Raw genomic sequence first — 17,774 nt, 5'->3', positions numbered from 1 at the left:
TGGATGGATTTAATCAAGCTTCGGCTCATAGAAAGGACCTCGCCTAGGCGACACAGGCGAAACGGAACACAGGCGGTTGTTCAAAGTGAATTCAGGATGCAGGGATTATTAGCCCCCTATTTTGGTTTGTCAAGCGCCATTTGTAACCGAGTCGCAGGGCAAAGCGCGCCGATTAACCCTAAACCGAAAATATCAGGAGAGGTCCGGCGGACCAAGCGCGACCATTGCCGAGAGGAGCGGGGCGCCCACCGTGGGTTTGTGGGGCAGGAAAGCCGGAACTGACCACGCCACTGTGGTCCATGACCACAGGCACGGGAATTCCGGAAGGATTCCGCCCCGGCAAATCCCGGAAGGGCCGCTCCGCAGGCGGGGAAGCGCGGGTCCCGCCGGACCAATAATCTCGGTTTAAGGTTACTGGCAACTCACCCATAAATTGGCCCACAGGCAATACCCGCCCCGCTCACGACAACGTCCACTTCCAGTCGCGGATCTCGGGCATGTCTTCGCCGTGCTTGCGGATGTACTCCTTGTGCTCGGTGCGCTTGTCGCGAATCGCCTGCTTGGCATAGGCCGCGGTGGAGCCCAAGCCCACCCGCTCGATGACATCCGCCGCCAGGTGATACCGATCCATGTCGTTGAGGAACACCATGTCGAACGGCGTCGTGGTCGTGCCCTCCTCCTTGTAGCCGCGGACATGGAGATTCTTATGATTGGTCCGCCGGTAGGTCAGCCGGTGGATGAGCCAGGGATAGCCGTGGTACGCGAAGACGATCGGCTTGTCGGTCGTAAAAAAGGTATCGAAGTGCTTGTCCGGCAACCCGTGCGGATGTTCGTTCTTGTCCTGTAGTTTCATCAGGTCCACGACATTGACCACGCGAATCTTCAGCTCCGGCACGTACTCCCGCAGCAATTGCACCGCCGCCAGCGTTTCCAAGGTAGGGATGTCGCCGGCGCAGCCCATCACCACGTCGGGGTCGCCGCCCTTGTCGTTGCTCGCCCATTCCCAAATGCCGATCCCGGCCGTGCAGTGCTTGACGGCCGCGTCCATATCGAGATACTGGAGCGCCGGCTGTTTGCCCGCCACGACCACGTTGACGTAGTTGCGGCTGCGGAGACAATGGTCCATGACCGACAGCAGCGTGTTGGCATCGGGCGGAAGATAAATTCTGATCACATCCGCCTTCTTATTGACGACATGATCGATGAATCCCGGATCCTGATGCGAGAAACCGTTGTGGTCTTGCCGCCAGACATGGGAGGTCAGCAGATAGTTCAAGGAAGCGATGGGACGGCGCCAGGGTATTTCATGCGTCGTCTTCAGCCACTTGGCATGCTGGTTGAACATCGAATCCACGATATGGACGAAGGCCTCGTACGTGGTGAAGAGGCCGTGACGGCCCGTGAGCAGATAGCCTTCCAGCCAGCCTTGACAGGTATGTTCGCTGAGGATCTCCATGACATGGCCCTGCGGAGCCAAGTGATCGTCCTCGGGCAGGCGCTCGGCCATCCACACCCGGTCGGTGGCCTCCAGCACGGCGCCGAGCCGATTCGACGTGAGCTCGTCGGGCGCCATGATGCGAAAGTTCTTGTTCCGGAGATTCTGCTTCATCACGTCGCGCAGAAAGGTTCCCAACACCCGCGTGGCTTCCCCGACTATGGTTCCGGGTTTCGGGACTTCGACGGCGTAATCCCGGAAATCCGGCAACCGGAGATCCCTGAGGAGAAGCCCGCCGTTGGCGTGCGGATTGGCTCCCATTCGGCGAGTGCCGGCCGGCGCGAGCTGTGCCAGGTCCGGCTTCAGCGCTCCGTTGGCGTCAAACAGCTCCTCCGGCTTGTAGCTCTTCATCCAAGCTTCGAGCAGCTTGACGTGTGCGGGCTTCGAGGCCATTTCCGCGAAGGGAACCTGGTGCGAGCGCCAATAGTCTTCCGTTTTCTTGCCGTCCACTTCCTTCGGGCCCGTCCACCCCTTGGGAGAGCGCAGGATGATAACCGGCCACTGCGGACGCTCGGGAGACGCCTCACCGTTGTTCCGGCGGCCGCGGGCTTTTTCCTGTATCTCTTTGATGTCTGCAATCGCTTGGTCCAACGTCGCCGCCATCGCCGGATGCATCAAGGCGGGATCCGATCCTTCGACATAGTAAGGCTTGTATCCATAGCCGAGGAACAGATGGTGTAACTGCTCGTGGCTGATCCTCGCCAGTACCGTGGGATTGGCGATCTTGTAGCCGTTCAGATGCAGGATCGGCAGCACCGCGCCGTCCGTGGCGGGATTGAGAAATTCATTCGAATGCCACGAGGCGGCCAGGGGGCCGGTTTCAGCTTCCCCGTCACCCACGACGCAGGCGACGATGAGATCGGGATTGTCGAACGCCGCGCCGTATGCATGCGAGACCGCATACCCAAGTTCCCCGCCCTCATGGATCGAGCCGGGTGTCTCCGGCGCCACATGGCTCGGAATCCCGCCGGGGAAGGAGAACTGCCGGAAGAGCCGCTTCATTCCTTCGGTGTCCTGAGAGACGTTGGGATACACCTCGCTGTAGGTGCCTTCGAGATACACATTCGCGACCATTGCCGGACCGCCGTGGCCGGGACCGCAGATATAGATCATGTCTTGATCGTACTTCTTGATGATGCGGTTGAGATGCACATAGATGAAGTTTAGACCCGGGGTCGTCCCCCAGTGGCCGAGAAGGCGCGGCTTGATATGCTCGATCCTGAGCGGCTCTCGAAGGAGCGGATTATCGAGTAGATAAATTTGTCCGACCGATAAGTAATTGGCGGCCCTCCAGTATGCATCCATGAGCTTCATCTCGCGCTCGGTGAGCGGGGCGGTCTCGGACAGAGTTGTGGGCATACATTCCTCTTCAAACGCATCCGGAGCCGCGTCCTTCGGAGAACGCGGCTCCCCTGATGCTATGGGCCGGTTAGTCTTTCAGAAATCGTGCGGCTTCCGGAAATGGCTTGTCACGCCCGCTGGCGCCGGCGGCGTGAACGGTTCCATTCAAGCTGGTTCACACGATCGGATGATTCCAAATCATTTTTCGATGTCGAACCCCTCGTCCTTCCACCATCGCCATCCGCCGTCCAATTCCATGACCGGATAGCCTTTGCCGGCGAACTCGACCGCCGCTGTGGCGGCGAGGTGACACACCATAGAATAGCAATACAGCACATTGAGTTTGTCCTTGCGCAATCCTTTCAGACTGTGCCATTGATCCTTGGGCAGATTGACCGAGCCGGGAATGTGCCCTTCCGCATAATCCTCCGACGCTCGCACATCGACCACGTTGACGGAGTTACTTTTCATCATCCGTTCCAGTTCCACGGGACCGGTCGTAAAGGCCATTTTTGCTTCGAAAAACTGTTTGGCTTTCGCCGGGTCATTAATAGAGACTTCCGTTGCCATTGCCTGGTTCCTCCCTATGATGATGAGTGACGGTCAGCGCTCGTTGACATGCCGGCTTGCTGATCGTCGTCCATTTCATGTTGGCATCTTAGCCCGCTCAGCCGAACTGAACAAGGAAGCGGAACGGGAAATTTTTCGGGCGCTCGATGGTTTCGTTACAAGTGCAAGGGTTTGACCGGCGCCACGACGGCCGCGGGATTGTTCTTCCAGACCGCCTCGTCCGCATCCACATACAGTTCGACTTCATTGCCGTCAGGGTCCTGGAGGTAGAGGCTCTGGCTCACCGTGTGATCGCTCATGCCGTCGATCGAGATCCCTGCCGATTCGAGTTCGCGTTTGGCGGCGCGCAACTCATCGAGGCTATCCCCGACCTTGATGCCGATATGATACAACCCCCGGCGCCGGCCTGATGGAGGCCCCGGCGCGTCACCGACCTGAATCAGCAACAACTCATGATGCGTCCGGCCCGATGTCAGGGCGGCCGCCGCCCCGTTGAAGATCCGGCCCACTTCCTTGAAGCCGAGCAGGTCGCGATAAAAGGCAAGCGAGCGCTGAAGATCCTTTACATAGAACACCACATGGCCGAGATAATGCGCTTTCATGTCGCGACTCCTTCCTTAACCGATCGGAACGAGCGCGCCGTTGATTTGGGCCGCGTTGTCTGAGAGCAAGAAGCCGATCAATTGGGCGATCGAGTCCGGTTTCACCCATTTCGACACATCGGCGTCCGGCATGCTGTCGCGGTTGGCCTGCGTATCGATGGTGGTCGGCAGGATGCCGTTCACGGTGACCCCGGACCCAGAGATCTCCAACGACAATGCACGGATCAACGCCGCAAGCCCGGCCTTGGATACCACATACGCTGCCGCACCGGGAAACGGCTCCGCGGCCGCTCGAGCTGCGATATGAATGATGCGCCCGGCCCGCCGCTCGAGCATAGGCGGCAGCACGGCCTTCGAAAGAATGAAAGCCGCCGTCAGATTCATCGTCAACATGCGATTCCACACAGTGTGATCCGTTTCGACGACACGCCCCGTGGTAAACCCTCCAACCAAATTCACCAGAGCATCGATCCGGCTCTCTCGGCGCAAAACCTCCTCCACCAGCCGTCGAACATCGTTTTCATCCGTCACGTCCACTTGCGTCGCCGTGCCATCCTTCACGAGGGCCGCCGGTGGCTGGCGGTCTGCCGTAATCACCCTGGCGCCTGCTTTCCTGAATGCCGGCACAACGTGTTGGCCCAGCCCGCCGGACCCGCCTGCGACGAGGACGATTCTTCCCTCCATCCGCCGTGCTCCTTCCATGTGCTGTGATTGAAACCGGTCGATTGATACGCCGAAACTAGCCCGTGCGCTCGGGTTTCGACCCCCGATGGCAGCGGTCGCTCATAAGGGCAGACCGCCGCCGCGCATCCCGACACGCCTGCACGTTACTTCTTCCCGCCCGTATCATAATAGAACCGCTCATGAATGATCTTGCCGCTCTTCCACTTGGCGACGGACACCTGTTCCATATGGACCGGCTGGCCGTTGGTGGCGATAAAATCCATGGTGGATTCATAAAACGTTGCATCGTCGCCGGCAGCGGAGGCGGTGACGTTGAACCCTTTCCATTCCTTCACGCCGTTCATGAATTGCTGTTCGCGGGCGATATTCGCGGACAAACCTTTCGTCGGGGGATTGGCGTTGTCCTGCATCACCGCATCCTTGTCGTAAAATTCGTTCATGGCCTCGATGATCTTGCCGCCGCGGATATGATCGAGGAGGCTGTGCAGTCGCTGCTGTAGATTCGCCGTGCTCATTGACCTTACTCCTTTCGTGATGTGGGGGTGGATGTAAATGTGATGCCCAACTCCTGCACCTCGGTATAGGGCAGGAGCCAGACGACCGATTCGTCGTGCAGGTCACCGACCTGAATGCGGTTGCCCCAAGGGTCTCGGAAGTCGCACCGGAAATCGGGGTGCGGCGAAAGCCCGTATTTCGTGACGATCTTCTCTCTGACTTCCGCGATCTGGGCCTCATCGCGCACCATGATCCCGAAATGCTTAACTCGATCAGGCCGGAGTTCGTGGACCTCAAATATCGCGAGAAATTGATGCGCGCCTAGCTTGCACCAGACGGCTCCCTCCCCGCCGCGAAGCATTTCCAGTCCGAACACATCGGCATAGAAATCGGCCGCCTTTTTCGCGTCATCGACCTCGATGGCGATGTGATTGACTCCAGAAACTTGGACGGCCATGGCCGGTTTCCTTTCTCGCCCTTTCAGTCCGCTTCTGCCGTACAGTGCGCGCCGGCACGCAAGGCTTGCAGCAGCCAATCAGCAATGATCGGCGGCGGCTGTGCGCCCGATAATCCGGGACGCCCCTCGATGTAAAAGTACGGCACGGCTCGAATGCCCAATTCCAAGCCGGCCTGCTCCTCGGCTCGGACAGCTTGTATTCCTTCTTGGGACGCCAGCCAGGCGCTTACGGTCTGATGGTCGATTCCCACTTCGGTTGCCACTTGCACCAAGGTCGCTCGCTGCGACACATCCATCCCTTCTTCAAAATAGCCGCGAAATAATCGTTCTACCATCGCGGCTTGCCGGCCTTCCCGGCCTGCCAACCACACGAGGCGATGGGCCTCGAAGGTGTTCGGGGTCTTTGGAATGCGGTCGAACGCGAACGCAATGCCTGATTCCCGACCTGCCTGCCGCACGTGATCCAGCATGGATTCCACGGCTTCGGCGCTGCCGAATTTTGCTTCGAGGTATGTGTTCCGGTCCATACCCGGAGACGGCATGGTTGGATTCAATTCGAACGGCCGCCATTGGGCCGTGAGACCGGACGGCCGCTCGATCAAGGCCAGCGCCGCCTCCAAGCGCTTCAGCCCGACATAGCACCAGGGACAGATGATGTCGGAATAGATCTGAATGGGCAATTTCGCGCGTTCCTGATTCACGAGCAATGATTCTCCTTTGAAGTTTCTGTGTCGTTCCGTGATCCAACAGTTGTTTGCCCCGGCGGCGCCGAGGCCATCGCACCTTCCATATCAAGACAAATGCCCCATGCGACCGGCTTGGTAATCCTGCATCGCCTGGATCAATTCGTCCCGCGTGTTCATGACAAAGGGTCCATACCGCGCAACCGGCTCGTGAATCGGCTCGCCGCTCATAATCAGCACGGTCGCGTCCTGTTTGGCGGCGAGCAACACTCGTTCGCCGCTTGGCGCGAGGAGAACTATTTCCACTTCCTGCACCGGGTGCATCCCATTCGCTAGGATTTCTCCATGCAGGACAAACGCCGCTGAATTGAATCCTTCCGGCAACGGCAGTTCGACCTGATGTCCTGCCCCCAGCCGCAGATCGTACAAATGGATCGGGGTGAATGTCTTGGCCGGACCTTTGATGCCGCGGAATTCACCGGCGATCACACGAAGCCGGCCGGCCCCTCCCCCGAGATCCACCGCGGGAATGTCCTGATTCATCAGTGTCTGATAACCGGGCGCGGACATTTTATGCGCCTTCGGCAAATTGACCCACAACTGGATACCTTCCAAGAGGCCGCCTCGCTTGGCAAACTCCTCTTCATGTAGTTCTTCGTGCACGATGCCTGACGCGGCGGTCATCCACTGCACATCGCCCGGGCCAATCACGCCGCCGCTTCCCGTGGAGTCACGATGGGCCACCTTGCCGTGATACATGATCGTGACCGTCTCGAACCCACGATGCGGGTGTTCGCCCACGCCAAGGCGCCGGTGCGTCGGTGGAAACTGTTCCGGCCCCAGATAATCGAGCAGGAGAAAAGGAGACAGTTGTTCATCGATGTTCCCGCCCGGGATCATATTCCGCACCGGAAAGCCGTCGCCGACCATATGGGCCGAACCGTGTCGATGCACGCCGAGTACGACCTTTTGATTCTCCGCTGCATTCCGTACTGCTTGCATGGTGTTCTGCATGAAATCCTCCGTCGATACTGTAGAGGTCTTCGCCTGTACGTTCCAACATTAAATGAGCATCTCTGTTTCATCTGTTCTTTATGACATCAGCCGTTCGGTCATTCGGACAGAAGCTTCTATGGCTCTTATGAGTCAGTGGGCCAGCTTGCCGGCGATCATACGATCGATGGACCAACGACCGGCGCCTGTCACAATCAAGGCCAGGCTGATCCCGATGATCAGCAAATGATATTCATATCCTTCACCTTGCTGTTGCCCGTACCAATTCATGAAGAAGCCATGCGGAAGATGCGACATGACAATCGCGCCCACCATGATGATGATAAAACTGGCCGCGGTAAACCTGGTCAGAAGCCCCGCCAGTAACGCCACGCTTCCCAATGATTCTCCTATGATGACGAGAAACGCCACGATCAAGGGCAGCCCGAGGTTCTGGGTAAAGAATCCCATCGTCCCATTGAACCCGTGTCCGCCGAACCAGCCGAGCAGTTTCTGCGCGCCATGCGGAAACATAACCAGTCCAGCCGTCCATCGAAGGATAAGCCCCGACCAATCTTCGCCGGTTGCAAACAACTGTTTCATCTCCTCACCTCCACATTCTCGTCAAAGCACCCATGTCATTATGATAGTTCTAGCTAGAACATAGTCAAGTCTTAATATTCGTGTCCGGATAGCAGCCCAATATCAGCTGGAATTCTAAACAGTTGCGGGCAAACAGAGGAGTTTAAAACCACGGAAAGGGCATCTGCACACGGAACTGACTTGCTGTCGGCGGGCAGGAATTATGATCGTTATTTACGGCTCTTGATGGCTCGCTCGACTTCACGGCCGGCTTCGCGAGCCTTGATCGACTCGCGCCGGTCGTATTGCTTCTTCCCTTTGGCCAACGCCAGCTCGATTTTGGCCCGGCCTCGCTTGGAAAAATAGATCCGCAGCGGGATGAGCGTAAGTCCTTTCTGCTGCGTCTTTCCGATCAACTTATTGATCTCTTTGCGATGAAGAAGCAACTTGCGGGCTCGTAGCGGGTCATGATTCATGATGTTGCCATGGCTATACGGGCTGATATGGCAATGGTGGAGATAGACTTCCCCGTCATCGACCGAGGCATAGCTGTCCTGAAGATTGACGCGGCCGTCGCGGAGCGATTTCACCTCGGTGCCACGCAGCATGAGCCCTGCCTCGATTTTCTCTTCGATGAAGTAATCATGGTAGGCCTTTCGATTGGTGGCCACCACCTTATATTGATCTTCTTTTTCCTTTTCTTGCTTCATGGAAGCTCACTATAGCACGGGGCATGGTGGAACTCTCGCCATCGAACGGACTGGGCCGCAATGTTGCCACGCGCTTCTTCGTTTCCTGGAGGGCGGAACGGATGCGCGGGTCAGGTTTGCGCGTCATAGCAGAATTGCCGGTGCGCACGCGAGGCGGACAGGTGCACCGGCCTTGCGATGCCGCATCGCATCCTCATAGTCGGACCGGTGCATTCGGTTCTATACAAATTGCCGCCGTCCCTCAGCGCATTATGGCGACATCGAACCGCGTTCCCTCTCATCGACCCTCCCCGGCGCGCCGAGACGCGCCTCCGTCACACCCACCCTCCCCGGCGCGCCGAGACGCGCCTTTCCACAGCGTCGCCCGGCGCGCGACCTGGCGCTGCAGTCCCGATACCTTGACCATTTCCTCTTCTCCTCCTATGATGCGCGCCATGCGTGTGCATGGGTCTCTCGATTCGGTGGCCTCTATTCTCGATGGCCTCGCCCGTCGTCTGGGTCTTGAAACCCATCTCTTCGAAATGCGCCTCCGCCGTGATTGGGCCGACATCGTGGGCGAGCAGATTGCGGCGCACACGAGACCGGAACAGATTCGGTTTAAAAAACTCCTCATCCACGTCCGGCATTCGGTCTGGTTGCAGCAACTCACATTTCTCAAACGAGAGCTGCTCGGCAAAATTAATGCGGCCGCGGGCGAATCCTTGGTGTCGGAAGTCATACTCCGCATTGGAGAGATCACGGCCGGTCCCAGCCAGGCGCCCCAGGCTGCGGAGATTGCGCCGCAGATAGAACCCTCGTCCCAGGCAAAGGCAGAGGCGGCGCTGTATGCGCAGGCGGTGCGAGATCAAGCGCTACGCGAACATCTCGCTGCGGTCATGGCCGGGGCACTGGCCCGCTCGAATCCGGTTTCGTAGCAACAGCGACGGAGCCTTTGAACAGTTCACGAGAATAGGCGGCGGTTGCAGCCGTGTCCCCGCCCCGTACAAGCGGGCCGATTCGACCTTCTTCTTCCGATCCGTCCAGACGATAGAATCCGCGCAGCGACTTCTCGAATCCGTCCACTACTGCTTGATCGGTTCCAGCTATATAGCGGCGCAGGATGTCCGGTTCAGTCCAGTCTTCGTGCGTAAAGATATAAATAGCGATGCGCCGATAGCGCCCATTCGGGTCGCCCGGCGTGGTCGGCTGCATTTTCATGAGACCGAAATTTCGGCTTTCGCGGCCGACCTTGCGAAAACGATTGATCAGCGTCTCGATCTCGGTATCGCTGGTCCAAGCGGGAACATGCACCGCGACGGCGGTGCCTTCTTGCGACCCGATACTATAGGGAGGAATGGACCGGTCGGGCCTGCTGAGAAACATGCCGCCCCAGATAAGGGCGAATGAGCCAAAGAGTACGCCCAATGCCAACTTCACGACCGTGTCGAGTGGACGCTTGTGAGCGGTGGGGATTGGTCCCTTGGGAGCCGGCTGATCGTTCTGCATGAGACAGGATAGAACCGTACGGAGAGATCAAGCAAATGAGCAATCGCTTGGCATCAGCCGCCTTCGGCTTCCTCCGGCGCAACTTCGCGTTCGACCAGGCGGGCGACGGCCACCACGCGATCTTCATCCCCTTCCAGGTCCAAGAGGCGAACGCCCTGCGTGTTCCGACCGATTTCGCGGATGTCATCCACCTTGCAGCGAAGCACCTTTCCCATGGCCGCCATCAGCATGATTTCGTCTTCGTCGCGCACCTGGAGGAACCCTACCGCGAGGCCGTTCCGCTCCGTGGTTTTCACGCTGATGATGCCTTTGCCGCCTCGGCCTTGGACCCGGTACTCGGTGACAGGAGTCCGTTTTCCATAGCCGCCCTCCGTGACGGTCAGGATGGCGGTTGTGGAATCCGGCGTGATCGTCTCCATGCCGATCACCTCGTCACCGGCCTCCAGAGTAATTCCGCGAACGCCGTGCGCGGTGCGTCCCATAGCGCGAACGTCATCTTCCTTAAATCGAATGGTGATGCCTTTGCGCGTGCCGAGCAGAATTTCACGTTGGCCGTCCGTCAACTCGACGCCGATGAGCTTGTCTCCGCCGTCCAACGACAAGGCGATAATGCCCCCCTGGCGCGGATTCGCATAGGCCGAGAGCTCCGTTTTTTTGACGACGCCCAGCTTCGTCGCCATGATGACATACCGGTCGTCTCGGAAGTCCTTCACCGGCAGTGACGCCGTGACCTTCTCGTCCGGCGAGAGCGCCAGGAGATTGACCAGGGCCTTGCCCTTCGCGGCGCGGCTCGCTTCGGGTATCTCATGTACTTTCAGCCAGAAGACCTTGCCCGCATCCGTAAAGAACAGGAGCGAGTCATGCGTCGAAGCGGTGAACAAGGTTTCGACGAAATCTTCGTCTTTGATGCCCATGGCAATCTTGCCCTTGCCGCCGCGACGCTGTGCCCGATAGAGCGTCACCGCATTGCGCTTGATATACCCCGCATGTGAAATCGTGACGACAACTTCCTCATCGGCGATCAAATCCTCGACCGTCAATTCGGCTTCTTCTTTAACGATCTGCGTCCGTCGCTCATCCTTGTAGGATTCACGGATCTCGACCAATTCATCCGTGATGATCTTGCGGACCAGCGCCTCGCTGCCCAACACCGACCGAAGATATTCGATCTGCTTCAGAATTTCCCGATATTCCTCGACCAGCTTGGTCCGTTCCAGTTGGGTCAGACGCTGCAGGCGCATGTCGAGAATGGCCGTGGCCTGGATCTCCGAGAGCCCGAAGCCGGCCATCAACCCGGCGCGCGCGACATCCGGGGATTGCGAGCCGCGAATCAGGGCGATTACGGCGTCAAGATTATCGAGCGCGATCTTCAGGCCTTCCAAAATGTGCGCCCGTTCCTCCGCTTTACGCAATTCGAACGCGGTCCGGCGGACCACGACTTCGCGGCGATGTTCAAGGAAGGCCAGCAGAATTTGCTTCAGGTTCAAAACTTCGGGGCGATTATTGACGAGCGCGAGCATGATCACGCCGAACGTCGTCTGCAGTTGGGTGTGCTTGTACAGATTATTCAGCACGACCAAGGGAATCTCATTGCGTTTGAGCTCGATCACGACACGGACTCCTTCGCGATCCGATTCATCCCGGATGTCGGCAATGCCTTCCAATCGGCCTTCCTGCACGAGATCGGCGATCTTTTCGATCAGGCCCGCCTTGTTGACCTGATAGGGAATCTCCGTGACGATGATGCGTTCACGATCCGTCCGTTCGTCAGTTTCGATCGCAGCCTTGGCACGCAACGTCAGCAAGCCACGGCCGGTCTCATAGGCCTTTTTGATGCCTTCCGTTCCATAGATGAACGCGGCGGTCGGGAAGTCGGGTCCGGGGATTTTTTTCATCAGCTGCGGGATCGTCACATCCGGATTTTCGAGCAGCAGGAGCAGCCCGTCCACGACTTCCGTGATGTTGTGCGTGGGGATATTCGTGGCGTATCCGACGGCAATGCCGCCCGCGCCGTTGATCAAAAGGTTGGGTACCCGCGCCGGCAGCACCAGTGGTTCCTGTCGCGATTCATCGTAGTTCGGCCCAAAATCCACCGTCTCCTTGTCGATATCCGCCAGCATTTCTTCGGCCAGCTTGGTCATGCGCGCTTCGGTGTAGCGCATCGCCGCGGGCGGATCGCCGTCCATGGAACCGTAATTGCCTTGGCCATCCACGAGCATGTAGCGCATGGTGAAATCCTGCGCCATGCGGACAAGGGTGTCGTAAATCGCCGCGTCGCCATGAGGATGATAATTCCCCATGATCTCGCCCACGATCTTGGCGGATTTTCGGTACGCGCGGTTCGACGCCAGCCCCATTTCATTCATCGCGTAGAGGATTCGGCGGTGCACCGGCTTGAACCCGTCTCGCACGTCGGGCAAAGCTCGCCCCACGATCACGCTCATCGCATAGTCGAGATACGACGAGCGCATCTCGTCTTCAATCGCGATGTGTCCTAAGCGTTCATCAGGCGGCATTCGACTCCGTGGGAAGAGCTAATGGCATATGGCGTATAGCACAACAAGAGACACTCTGATTTCCCAACCATTCCCGTACGCTCTTCGCGCCGGCTACACGTCCAAATTCCGTACTTCCAGCGCGTGTTGTTGAATGAAATTGCGTCGCGGCTCGACTTCGTCGCCCATCAGGATCGTAAAGATCTCATCCACACCGGTTACATCTTCCAATTTCACCTGGAGCAGCGTCCGCTTCTCTGGGTCCATGGTCGTCTCCCACAGTTGGTCCGGGTTCATTTCGCCCAATCCTTTGTACCGCTGAAGATTCAAGCCCTGCTTGCCCTGTTCCAAGATGGCCTGCACCAGCTCGGCGGTGCCGGTCTTCCGGACTTCCGTGCCTTTCATTTTCAGCTTGTACGGCGCTTTGCCCAGGCCGATTGCCGTCGGAGCCAACTTCTGCAACTCCCGAAAATCGGCCGAACCCACCAATTCATGGTTGACCTCGAGCTGGTGGACCATCCCGTTTGTCGGGATCCGGCAGATGATCTTGTCCTCTTGGTGTTCCTCGTCTTCCAGAATATCAATGGTGATGTCGGCTTTCGGGTACACCAGCGCCAGCGCCTGTTTGACATCGGAGATGACCGTGCTCAAAGCGGCGTGATTTTTGAGCAGATCCCGATCCAGCGCGGGTTGGTCGACAAACGCCCGCAGGATATTGGCTTCGTGAAATTTCTTGTTGACCTTGCCCAGCAGGCTCTCAAACGCGATCAACTTCTTGAGGATAGGCAGAAGCCGGCGGCCGCTGACATAGTCTTGCCCGCTCTCAAGATACAACTCCACATCCTCGACGGCGAGGTCGGCGAGATAGTCGTTCAGCGACGCCTCGTCCTTGAGGTACCGCTCGGTTTTTCCCTTTTTGACCTTAAACAGCGGCGGCTGTGCGATATAGATGTAGCCCCGCTCCAATAACTCCGGCATCTGTCGAAAGAAAAATGTGAGCAAGAGCGTTCTGATGTGACTGCCGTCGACATCGGCATCCGTCATCAGAATGATCTTGTGGTAGCGCGCCTTGGCGATGTCGAAGACCTCTTTATCGATCTTTTCGCTGTCCTCTTTCCGGCGGCCGATGCCGGTTCCGAGCGCCATGATCAATGTGCGGATCTCTTCGCTCGTGAGCATTTTGTCGAACCGGGCCTTCTCGACATTCAGAATCTTGCCTTTCAACGGCAGAATGGCCTGAAAGCGGCGATCTCGCCCCTGTTTGGCGGACCCGCCGGCGGAATCACCCTCCACGATGAAAATTTCACTGGCGGCGGGGTCCCGCTCAGCGCAATCGGCCAGCTTCCCGGGGAGCGAACCGCCGTCCAATGCGCTCTTGCGTCGGATCAACTCTTTGGCTTTGCGGGCGGCTTCACGAGCACGGGCTGCGTCGACCGCTTTACCGATGATCTTCCGCGCAACCGGAGGATTCTCCTCAAAATAGGTGCCGAGCGCTTCATTCACCGCCGCTTCCACAATGCCCTTCACTTCGCTGTTGCCCAGTTTAGCCTTGGTTTGGCCTTCAAACTGGGGATTGCGCACCTTGACGCTGACCACCGCAGTGAGGCCCTCGCGGACATCGTCGCCGGCCAACGACTCCACTTCCTTTTTCAATAGATCGTTGGCTCCGGCATACTGGTTGATCGTCCTGGTCAGCGCAGCCTTGAACCCGACGAGATGGGTGCCGCCCTCCTTGGTATTGATGTTATTGGCGAAGCTGAAGAGGTTCTCGGCGTAACTGTCGTTATACTGCAGCGCCACCTCCAGAATGAGGTCAGCCTTCTCGACTTGGACATAGATCGGTTTGTGCAACGGCGCCTTAGCTTCATTGAGATGTTCCACAAAGGAGACGATGCCGCCCTTGTACTTGAAGGCCTGTTCTTTTTCTTTTTTCTCATCCTTGAGCGAGATCCCCAGTCCCTTGTTCAAGAAGGCCAATTCGCGGAGACGCTGAGCCAAAATATCAAAGCTGAATTCAAGCGTTTCGAAGATCTGACTGTCTGGTTTGAACGTCACCTTCGTGCCTCGGCGTTTGGTCTTGCCGGTCACTTTCAAAGGTCCCAGCGGCTTGCCCCGCTCATAGCGCTGTTCGAACACCTGGCCGTCCTGCCAGATTTCGAGCTCGAGCCATTCGGAAAGGGCATTGACCACGGAAATGCCGACCCCATGCAACCCCCCCGATACCGTATAGGCACCCTGTTCAAACTTGCCCCCGGCATGAAGGACAGTCAGCGCCACCTCGGCCGCCGACTTCTTTTGCGTGGAATGCATGCCGGTCGGGATCCCGCGGCCATTGTCGACAACAGTGACACTGCCGTCGATGTGAACGGTGACATCGATGGTCTCACCGAAGCCCGCCATGTGCTCATCGACGCTGTTGTCGACGACCTCATAGACCAAATGGTGAAGACCCTCCGGCCCCGTGCTGCCGATATACATGGCCGGCCGCTTGCGCACGGCGTCCAAGCCTTCCAACACTTTGATCTGGTCGGCGCTATAACTGTCCGATTTCTGCTTGGCGACCTGCTCATCCTGGGAATCGTTGGCCATGCATCTCCTAGCTGACACGTGTCATTGATCAATCGTCATTCGCCGGGGTGATCGCCCAACTGTAGGGAAGCGTCTCGAAGGAATAACTGACCGTCGGCGTCATATCTTGATCGGCATCACCACGCACTTGAACCCGGGGCTCTCCGGTTCTTGCACGAGACAGGGGCTGAGTGGGGTATCCATTTGCAGGGAAACTGTCTCTCCCTCCATGACGCTCAGAACGTCCAAAAGATACCGCGCGTTGAAGCCGGTGTTGACAGGCTCTCCGTCATACCGGGCCGGCAATTCCTCCAACGCCTCCCCGAAGTCGGGGTTACTCGAGAATAGGGTCAGGACGCCCGGTCCAAACGTCACCTTCACCGCATTAGCCTTATCCCGCGCGAGCACAGAGACGCGCCTCAGCGCACTCTCAACCTCGGTTCGATTTACCGTGATCCGTTTGTTCGTTTCCTTGGGAACCACCTGTTGATAATTCGGATAATTGCCTTCCATAAGACGAGACGTCAGTAAAAGACCGCTTTTCCTGAAGATCATAAGATTCTTCGTAAATCCAATCAGGGGTTCTTCATCGCCCCCCTCTTCCAAGAGCCGCCGCATTTCTTGGGCGGCCTTTTTTGGAATGATCGCTTTAATCTCCCGCGCCTGGTCTTTGGCACCCGGTTTTCCGACTTCGCGTTCCGCCACCGCCAATCGATGCCCGTCCGTCCCGACCAACCGAAGCAAGGTCTTCTTCTCGTTCGTGCTGAGGGTGATCAGCAAGCCGTTCAAGATATAGCGCGCGTCGTTGTCGCCGGCGGCAAACAGCGTCTTCCTGATTAGTTCCAGCAATCCGGCGCCAGCCAGGGGCGTCAATCCTTCACGCTCGATCGACGGCAGTGCGGGATAGTCTGTGGCGGGCAGACCTACAATCTTGAATTGGCTCTTACCGGCATGAATTGTCGTCCAGTTATTCTCTCCGGACATCAATTCAATATCGCTGCTCGGGAGCTCTTTGATAATTTCGTAGAGCTTTCTTGCCGAGACCGTCACGCCGCCCGGCTCAAGCACGGTCGCTTTGTAGAGGCCGCGCATCCCGATCTCTAGATCGGTGGCAACGATTTCAGCTCCCTCTGACTTGGCCTCGAACAGAATGTTCGAGAGGACCGGCATGGTATTGCGTTTTTCGACCACCCCTTGCACCCGCTGAAGACCGGTCAGCAGTTCGTCGCGTCCCATTCGTACTTTCATGATCGTTCCCCCGGTGAGAGCCTTAGGCTCTCAAGATTTGTTCTTTCAGACCTTCCAATGTGGTCTGTAGCGCGCTATCCGCTTCCCTGGCTTTAGCAATTTGGCGGCAGGCATGGATGATCGTAGTATGGTCTTTCCCGCCGAAGTGCCGTCCGATCTCCGGGAATGAGGCTTCTGTCAGTTCCCGGCACAGGTACATAGCGATTTGCCTCGGATGCACCAACGTCTTGCTCCGGCGACGGGATTTCAATTCGCCGATCTTCACGTGGAATTTTGCGCCGACCGCCTCCTGAATATCTTCGATTGAGACGATGCGTTTCTTCTCCCCGATCAGATCGCGCAACACGTTCTTTGCCATCTCGAGCGTGATCGCCTGGCCGGTGAGTGACGAGTAGGCGCCCAATCGCACCAGTGACCCCTCCAACTCGCGGATATTATTCTTCATCGTATTGGCCAGATAGTGAATCACGTCTTCCGGCAGGGCGATATGCTCGTCTTCGGACTTCTTCCGTAAAATTGCGATCCTGGTCTCCACGTCGGGCGCCTGGAGGTCGGCGATGAGTCCCCACTCGAAACGGGATCTCAGTCTCTCTTCGATATCCGGCATTTCCTTTGGAAAGCGGTCACTCGACAAGACGATTTGCTTGCGCGCTTCATACAGCGTATTGAATGTATGAAAGAACTCTTCCTGGGTCCGCTCTTTCCCCGCCAGGAATTGAATGTCGTCGATCATAAGCATATCGATGTGACGATACCGCTTCCGCAAGTCCATCATCTTGTCATAGCGAATCGAATTGATGACTTCGTTGGTGAACTGTTCCGTTGTGAGATAAGCGATCCGCAAATCACTCTGCTCCGCCACATGGTTGCCGATGGCGTTCAGTAAATGGGTTTTCCCCAATCCCACTCCGCCGTAGAGGAAGAGCGGGTTATACGCCTTCGCCGGCTGCTCAGCCACGGCCATGCAGGCTGCATGGGCAAATTGGTTCCCCGCCCCCACGACAAAGCTATTGAACGTATACTTCGGATTCAATTGCACGCCTCGCCTGGGACGTACTGCGACAGCTCCGCGAGCGGCGGCTGTCAGTGCATCGCCGTCGCCTTGTCCAGCAGGAGTCTTTCGAGTGATAGCGAACGCAATCTCCATGCGGCCCCCACCACGAGCGGAAGCCACGGCTTCCGCCAACAGATCCCCATAATGCTGACTTAACCAATCACCGAAGAACTTGTTCGGCACCCCCAGGTATGCGGTGGACTCTTCAATCCGATCCAAAACAACCGGGGTAAACCAGGTGTCATACACCTGCTTGGGAACCTTCATCTCAATGTACGACAAGGCCTCTCGCCAAACTGTTTCAAGGCTCAT

16 protein-coding genes are annotated in these 17,774 nt (G+C 57.6%); 1 reads left to right on the top strand and 15 read right to left on the bottom strand.

What is annotated here, in order from left to right; all coding sequences use genetic code 11:
• Window positions 1–460: 460 nt before the first annotated feature.
• The 10 genes from ACWGXE_RS00080 to smpB form a co-directional block, all read right to left on the bottom strand.
• Window positions 461–2,854 (bottom strand): phosphoketolase family protein, encoded by a 2,394-nt coding sequence (locus ACWGXE_RS00080; protein ID WP_447600332.1) that lies wholly within the window; start codon window positions 2,852–2,854, stop codon window positions 461–463.
• A gap of 180 nt (window positions 2,855–3,034) precedes the next feature.
• Window positions 3,035–3,406: a rhodanese-like domain-containing protein gene (locus ACWGXE_RS00075; protein WP_447600331.1), complete on the bottom strand. Its 372-nt coding sequence runs from the start codon at window positions 3,404–3,406 to the stop codon at window positions 3,035–3,037.
• A gap of 155 nt (window positions 3,407–3,561) precedes the next feature.
• The gene (locus ACWGXE_RS00070; RefSeq protein ID WP_447600330.1) at window positions 3,562–4,008 is read right to left on the bottom strand and encodes a VOC family protein; all 447 of its coding nucleotides are present in this window, start codon (window positions 4,006–4,008) and stop codon (window positions 3,562–3,564) included.
• Window positions 4,009–4,023: 15 nt separating this feature from the next.
• Window positions 4,024–4,692: an SDR family NAD(P)-dependent oxidoreductase gene (locus ACWGXE_RS00065; RefSeq protein WP_447600329.1), complete on the bottom strand. Its 669-nt coding sequence runs from the start codon at window positions 4,690–4,692 to the stop codon at window positions 4,024–4,026.
• Window positions 4,693–4,835: 143 nt separating this feature from the next.
• The gene (locus ACWGXE_RS00060; protein WP_447600328.1) at window positions 4,836–5,207 is read right to left on the bottom strand and encodes a nuclear transport factor 2 family protein; all 372 of its coding nucleotides are present in this window, start codon (window positions 5,205–5,207) and stop codon (window positions 4,836–4,838) included.
• Between the two features lie 5 nt (window positions 5,208–5,212).
• A complete protein-coding gene (locus tag ACWGXE_RS00055; protein ID WP_447600327.1) occupies window positions 5,213–5,644 on the bottom strand; it encodes a VOC family protein in 432 nt (143 codons plus the stop codon).
• Window positions 5,645–5,667: 23 nt separating this feature from the next.
• Entirely contained in the window at window positions 5,668–6,345 is a 678-nt protein-coding gene (locus ACWGXE_RS00050) for a DsbA family oxidoreductase (protein WP_447600326.1), read from the bottom strand.
• Window positions 6,346–6,435: 90 nt separating this feature from the next.
• Window positions 6,436–7,341 (bottom strand): pirin family protein, encoded by a 906-nt coding sequence (locus ACWGXE_RS00045; protein ID WP_447600325.1) that lies wholly within the window; start codon window positions 7,339–7,341, stop codon window positions 6,436–6,438.
• Window positions 7,342–7,473: 132 nt separating this feature from the next.
• Entirely contained in the window at window positions 7,474–7,923 is a 450-nt protein-coding gene (locus tag ACWGXE_RS00040; RefSeq protein ID WP_447600324.1) for a DoxX family protein, read from the bottom strand.
• Between the two features lie 209 nt (window positions 7,924–8,132).
• On the bottom strand, window positions 8,133–8,612 hold the full coding sequence (gene smpB, locus ACWGXE_RS00035) for an SsrA-binding protein SmpB (RefSeq protein ID WP_447600323.1): 480 nt from the start codon (window positions 8,610–8,612) through the stop codon (window positions 8,133–8,135).
• A gap of 434 nt (window positions 8,613–9,046) precedes the next feature.
• Between smpB and ACWGXE_RS00030 the strand changes: the two genes are divergently transcribed.
• The gene (locus ACWGXE_RS00030) at window positions 9,047–9,526 is read left to right on the top strand and encodes a DUF721 domain-containing protein (protein ID WP_447600322.1); all 480 of its coding nucleotides are present in this window, start codon (window positions 9,047–9,049) and stop codon (window positions 9,524–9,526) included.
• Here ACWGXE_RS00030 and ACWGXE_RS00025 read toward each other — a convergent pair.
• The 5 genes from ACWGXE_RS00025 to dnaA form a co-directional block, all read right to left on the bottom strand.
• Window positions 9,486–10,097, bottom strand: a complete 612-nt coding sequence (locus tag ACWGXE_RS00025) for a hypothetical protein (RefSeq protein ID WP_447600321.1) — start codon at window positions 10,095–10,097, stop codon at window positions 9,486–9,488. The two genes, ACWGXE_RS00030 and ACWGXE_RS00025, sit on opposite strands and share 41 nt — an antisense overlap.
• A 53-nt stretch (window positions 10,098–10,150) precedes the next feature.
• The gene (gyrA, locus tag ACWGXE_RS00020) at window positions 10,151–12,613 is read right to left on the bottom strand and encodes a DNA gyrase subunit A (RefSeq protein WP_447600320.1); all 2,463 of its coding nucleotides are present in this window, start codon (window positions 12,611–12,613) and stop codon (window positions 10,151–10,153) included.
• 93 nt (window positions 12,614–12,706) lie between these two features.
• Window positions 12,707–15,181, bottom strand: a complete 2,475-nt coding sequence (gene gyrB, locus ACWGXE_RS00015) for a DNA topoisomerase (ATP-hydrolyzing) subunit B (RefSeq protein WP_447600319.1) — start codon at window positions 15,179–15,181, stop codon at window positions 12,707–12,709.
• Between the two features lie 99 nt (window positions 15,182–15,280).
• A complete protein-coding gene (gene dnaN / locus ACWGXE_RS00010; protein WP_447600318.1) occupies window positions 15,281–16,408 on the bottom strand; it encodes a DNA polymerase III subunit beta in 1,128 nt (375 codons plus the stop codon).
• A gap of 22 nt (window positions 16,409–16,430) precedes the next feature.
• A complete protein-coding gene (gene dnaA, locus ACWGXE_RS00005; RefSeq protein ID WP_447600317.1) occupies window positions 16,431–17,774 on the bottom strand; it encodes a chromosomal replication initiator protein DnaA in 1,344 nt (447 codons plus the stop codon).

Source organism: Nitrospira sp. Nam80 (assembly GCF_965152575.1).
The sequence above is the reverse complement of the archived record's forward strand: the minus strand, read 5'-3'. Positions and strand labels throughout refer to the sequence as shown.

Excerpts from the sequence above, each read along its gene's own strand:
- ACWGXE_RS00065 (WP_447600329.1), bottom strand. The coding sequence starts at position 4,692 with ATGGAGGGAAGAATCGTCCTCGTCGCAGGCGGGTCCGGCGGGCTGGGC.
- ACWGXE_RS00055 (WP_447600327.1), bottom strand. The coding sequence starts at position 5,644 with ATGGCCGTCCAAGTTTCTGGAGTCAATCACATCGCCATCGAGGTCGAT.
- gyrB (WP_447600319.1), bottom strand. The coding sequence starts at position 15,181 with ATGGCCAACGATTCCCAGGATGAGCAGGTCGCCAAGCAGAAATCGGAC.
- ACWGXE_RS00060 (WP_447600328.1), bottom strand. The coding sequence starts at position 5,207 with ATGAGCACGGCGAATCTACAGCAGCGACTGCACAGCCTCCTCGATCAT.
- ACWGXE_RS00045 (WP_447600325.1), bottom strand. The coding sequence starts at position 7,341 with ATGCAGAACACCATGCAAGCAGTACGGAATGCAGCGGAGAATCAAAAG.
- ACWGXE_RS00040 (WP_447600324.1), bottom strand. The coding sequence starts at position 7,923 with ATGAAACAGTTGTTTGCAACCGGCGAAGATTGGTCGGGGCTTATCCTT.
- smpB (WP_447600323.1), bottom strand. The coding sequence starts at position 8,612 with ATGAAGCAAGAAAAGGAAAAAGAAGATCAATATAAGGTGGTGGCCACC.
- ACWGXE_RS00025 (WP_447600321.1), bottom strand. The coding sequence starts at position 10,097 with ATGCAGAACGATCAGCCGGCTCCCAAGGGACCAATCCCCACCGCTCAC.
- gyrA (WP_447600320.1), bottom strand. The coding sequence starts at position 12,613 with ATGCCGCCTGATGAACGCTTAGGACACATCGCGATTGAAGACGAGATG.
- ACWGXE_RS00075 (WP_447600331.1), bottom strand. The coding sequence starts at position 3,406 with ATGGCAACGGAAGTCTCTATTAATGACCCGGCGAAAGCCAAACAGTTT.
- ACWGXE_RS00070 (WP_447600330.1), bottom strand. The coding sequence starts at position 4,008 with ATGAAAGCGCATTATCTCGGCCATGTGGTGTTCTATGTAAAGGATCTT.
- dnaA (WP_447600317.1), bottom strand. The coding sequence starts at position 17,774 with ATGAGCCTTGAAACAGTTTGGCGAGAGGCCTTGTCGTACATTGAGATG.
- ACWGXE_RS00030 (WP_447600322.1), top strand. The coding sequence starts at position 9,047 with ATGCGTGTGCATGGGTCTCTCGATTCGGTGGCCTCTATTCTCGATGGC.
- ACWGXE_RS00080 (WP_447600332.1), bottom strand. The coding sequence starts at position 2,854 with ATGCCCACAACTCTGTCCGAGACCGCCCCGCTCACCGAGCGCGAGATG.
- dnaN (WP_447600318.1), bottom strand. The coding sequence starts at position 16,408 with ATGAAAGTACGAATGGGACGCGACGAACTGCTGACCGGTCTTCAGCGG.